Origin of the sequence: Falsiroseomonas oryziterrae (genome assembly GCF_021864505.1) — a bacterium.
Taxonomy (GTDB): Bacteria; Pseudomonadota; Alphaproteobacteria; order Acetobacterales; family Acetobacteraceae; genus Falsiroseomonas; species Falsiroseomonas oryziterrae.
The window spans coordinates 1-4,104 of the sequence record NZ_JAKJIB010000348.1; the positions used below are offsets into that span (position 1 = coordinate 1).

The following is a 4,104-nucleotide window of genomic DNA, read 5'->3' on the forward strand; positions in this document are numbered from 1 at the left end:
ACGGCCCCCGGGCCCCCACGTCAGTTTTCAACGCCGGTCAGGGAGGGGGCCAAGCCCCCTCCCTGACCGGCGTTAAACGGATGCAGGTCCAGGAGCCTCCAGGCTCCTGGTGGGGGGTGCAGGGGGGCAAGGCCCCCCTGCGGACAGCCCCTGGAACACGGCTACCGCTCCGGCCCGTAGGCGGCGGCGGGCGTGGCTGCGGTGAGGTCGCCGGCCGCGGTCGGGCGCGACGGCGCGCCGCTGAGGCCGAGGTCCTGGGCGATCAGGCCGGTGGTGATGCGCGCGCCTTCGTAGATGACCGGCAGGCCGGAGCCCGGATGGGTGCCGCCGCCGACCAGGTAGAGGCCTTCGACGTCGCGGAAGCGGTTGCCCGGCCGGAAGTAGAGCATCTGCGGCAGTTCGTGGGAGAGGTTGAAGGTGGCGCCGAAGCCCACCGCGTAGTCGCTCTCCCAGTCCTGCGGCGCGACGATCTTCTCGTAGCGGATGTGCGGCCGGAGGTCGGGCAGGCCGAGCGCCTGGAGGCGGTTGAGCGCGATCTCGCGGTAGCGCGCCGCCTGGGCCGGCCAGTCGGGCTGCTTGATGAGGTTCGGCACCGGCACCAGCACGTAGAGCGCCGAGTGGCCGGCCGGCGCCAGCGTCGGGTCGGTGATGCCAGCGTTCTGGACGTACATGGACGGCACTTCGGGAATGGTGCCGCCTTCGATCTCGGCGATGTTCTCCCGGTAGCCTTCGCTGAGCAGGACCGTGTGGTGCGCGAGCTCGGGCAGCGGCCGGTCGAGGCCGAGATAGAGCATGAAGGTCGAGCAGGAGTAGCGCGCCTTGCCGATCTTCTCGTCGGTCCAGTCACGGCGCAGCTCGGCGGGCACCAGGCGCGGGATGGCGTGGGCGAAGTCGGCGTTGACGACGACGGCGTCGGTGTCGTGGCGGCGGCCGCCGGTCTCGATCCCGCGCGCGCGGCGACCTTCGAAGGCGATGCGCTCGACCGGCTCGTTCAGGCGGATCTCGGCGCCCAGGCGTTCCGCGACGCGCGCCATGGCGGCGGAGATGGCACCGCAGCCGCCGATGGGGTGGAACACCCCGTGCTCGTATTCGAGGTGGGAGAGGATGGTGAAGAGGGAGGGGCACCGGAAGGGGCTCATCCCTAGGTATTTTGTCTGGAAGGAGAAGGCGAGGCGGACGCGGGGATCCCGGAAGTGCCGGGCCAGGTCGCGGTCGACCGTGGACCACGGGCGCAGCAGCGGCAGCGCCCGGATCATGTCCCACTTCACCATGTCCAGCGGCCCGACGAAGGGCCGTTCGAGCACGGGGCGGAAGACGTCCAGCTTGGCGCGGTTCTCCGCCATGAAGGGGCGGAGCCCCTTGGCGTCGCCGGGCGAGAAGCGGGCGAGTTCCGCCTCCATGCGCTCCATGTCGGAGGAGCAGTCGATATGGGTGGCGCCCGACGCGGCCTCGAAGATCAGCCGGTACTGCGGCTCGAGGCGCCGGAGGTCGACCTCCGCCTCGAGGTCGGCGCCGCAGCGGACGAAGATCTCCTTCAGGATCCGCGGATAGAGGAAGAAGGTCGGGCCGAGGTCGAAGCTGTAGCCCTGCTCGGTGGTCAGGGTGCGCGTGCGGCCGCCGACGACGCCGTCCTTCTCGAAGACGGTGACGCGGGCGCCGGAGGCGGCGAGCAGCATGGCGGCCGCGAGCCCGCCGGGGCCGGCGCCGACGATGGCGATTTTGGTGCGTGGCCGCTGGAGGGCAGGCGAGGCGAGTACGGTGTTCATGGGTCCCGCAGCCAGATGCCCCCGACGCCGGAAGGCGCAAGGGGCACGATCAATCCCTCATGCCGCAGCCGTGAGCCCCGGGGAAGCCATGCCATTGTGGGCAGCCTCGATTTCGAGGCACCGGGCCGCGGCGCGGGGCAGCAGCCGGGTCACGTAGTAAGAGGCGAGCGGCGCGTAGTCCGGTGCGGCGGCCGCGGCGCGCGCCAGCATCCAGCCGCCGAGCGTCCAGCCGCAGGCCTCGAGATAGGCGACGGCGAGCGACTGCGCCGCGTCCGGGTCGCGCGCCTGCACGGCCAGCATGGTGCCGGTCGCCCGGTCGAGATCGGCGGCGGCCCGCGCCAGGGCCGGCACGGCCGCCATCTCCGCGATCAGCCCGCGCATCGCGGCGCCCTCGTCCTTGGCGACCTTGCGGGTCAGCAGGTCGATGGCCTGGATGCCGTTGGTGCCCTCGTAGATCGGCGCTATGCGGGCGTCGCGCAGCACCTGGGCGGCGCCAGTGTCCTCGACGAAGCCCATGCCGCCATGCACCTGGATGCCGAGGCTGGCGACCTCCACGCCGCGGTCGCTGCACCAGGACTTCACGATGGGGATGAGCAAAGCGAGGCGGGTCGCCGCGGCCTCGTCGCCGAGCAGGTGGTGGCGGTCGAGCGCTGCGGCGGCTTCCAGCGCCATCAGCCGGCCCGCCAGCGTGACCGCGCGCATCTCGTGCAGCATGCGGGCGACGTCGGGGAGTGTCGCGATCGAGCGGCCGAACTGGGTCCGCTGCTCGGCATAGGCTTCGGCAAGCTGGAGCGCGCGGGCGCCCTGGCCGACGCCCTGGACGCCGACGGCCAGGCGCGCGGCATTCATCATCGCGAACATGGCGTGGAGGCCGCGGTTGGGCTCGCCGATCATCTCGGCCTCCGCGCCTTCGAACAGCATGACGCAGGTGGGCGAGGCGTGGATGCCCATCTTCTTCTCGAGCCCGCCGCAGCGCAGCGCGTTGCGCCGGCCGTCGTCGAGGATGCGCTGCGCGGCGAAGAGGGAGATGCCGCGCGAGCCGGGCGGCGCGTCGGGCAGGCGGGCCAGGATGAGGTGCAGGATGTTGCCCGTCGTCTCGTGCTCGCCCCAGGTGATGTAGATCTTCTGGCCGTGGATGGCGTAGCGGCCGTCGCCGAGCGGCTCGGCGCGGGTGCGGATGGCGCCGAGGTCGGAGCCCGCCTGCGGCTCCGTCAGGTTCATCGTGCCGGGCCATTCGCCGGTGACGAGCTTCGGCAGCCAGCGCGCCTTCTGGTCGTCGGAGGCGAAGCGGTCGAGGCAGTCGATGGCGCCGGCGGTCAGGATGGGACCCAGGAAGAAGGCCATGTCGGCGGCGGACGCGAGCTCGTTCACCGCGGTCCAGATGGCGTGCGGCAGGCCCTGCCCGCCATGCGCCTCGGGCGCGGCGACGCCCTGCCAGCCGCTCTCGATCCATTGGCGCATGGTGTCGTGGTAGCGGGCGGGCACGGTGACGCGGCCGTTCGCATAGGCCGCGCCCTCGCGGTCGGCGTCCTGCCAGCCCGGGGCCAGCACTTCGGTGCAGAAGCGGTCGGCCTCGCGCACCAGCGCCTCGATGTCGGCGGCGGAGAGCGGCGCGCCGGCGGCGTCGGTGAGCCCGGGCAGGTCCACCACGCGGGTCAGCCCGAGGATGAGGTCGTCGGCAGCCGTGCTGCGGATCATGCCATCTGGTCCTGCGCGAGATCGGCCAGCAGGCCGGGAGGTGGTGACGTGAGCCCCGCCGCCCAGGGCGCGAGGGTGGGGCGCAGCGACGAGTCGAGTGCCGCACGTGCGAGGCCCAGGCCAAGCACCGCGCCGAACTTGAAGCCATGGCCCGAGAAGCCGGACATCACGAAGGCGCGGGGGGAGAGGCTTTCGACGACGAAGCGCTCGTCGGGCTCCACGTCGTACCAGCAGGCGGCGGCGGAGAGGATGCGGTAGCGGTCGAGGTCGCGGATGCGGTGCCGGGCGAGGCCGAGGATCGCCTCGGCCTCCGCCTGCGTGACGTCGCGCGGGCCATCCGGGTCCACGGTGGCGCCGAAGCGGTGGTCGCCGATCTTGAGCGGCGTGCCGGCGACCGGCGGGACGGCGTAGAAGCCGCCATTCTCGGCGAGATCGAGCACCATCGGCGCGCGCGCCCAGGCCTCGGCATGCTCGGGCGGCGGGGCGAGGCGGACGACGACCTGGCGCGTCGGGCGCACGCGCGCCGCGAGGCCGGGCACCAGGCGCGGGCCCCAGGGACCGGCCGCGACGACCAGGATGTCTGCGCCGCGCGTGGTGCCGTCGGCCAGCGCGATCGTCGCACGCTCCGCTTCCATCCAGT

The 4,104-nt window shown here is 72.7% G+C and carries 3 protein-coding genes; all 3 read right to left on the bottom strand.

The window, feature by feature from the left end:
- Positions 1-161 precede the first annotated feature (161 nt).
- The gene (gene crtI, locus L2I40_RS19800) at positions 162-1,766 is read right to left on the bottom strand and encodes a phytoene desaturase family protein (RefSeq protein WP_237216905.1); all 1,605 of its coding nucleotides are present in this window, start codon (positions 1,764-1,766) and stop codon (positions 162-164) included.
- A 57-nt stretch (positions 1,767-1,823) separates the two neighbouring features.
- Positions 1,824-3,464, bottom strand: a complete 1,641-nt coding sequence (locus L2I40_RS19805) for an acyl-CoA dehydrogenase family protein (RefSeq protein ID WP_237216906.1) — start codon at positions 3,462-3,464, stop codon at positions 1,824-1,826.
- Positions 3,461-4,104: FAD-dependent oxidoreductase (locus L2I40_RS19810; protein WP_237216907.1), on the bottom strand; the 644-nt coding region annotated here is incomplete at its 5' end. The genes L2I40_RS19810 and L2I40_RS19805, both read right to left, overlap by 4 nt.

Excerpts from the sequence above, each read along its gene's own strand:
- L2I40_RS19805 (WP_237216906.1), bottom strand. The coding sequence starts at position 3,464 with ATGATCCGCAGCACGGCTGCCGACGACCTCATCCTCGGGCTGACCCGC.
- crtI (WP_237216905.1), bottom strand. The coding sequence starts at position 1,766 with ATGAACACCGTACTCGCCTCGCCTGCCCTCCAGCGGCCACGCACCAAA.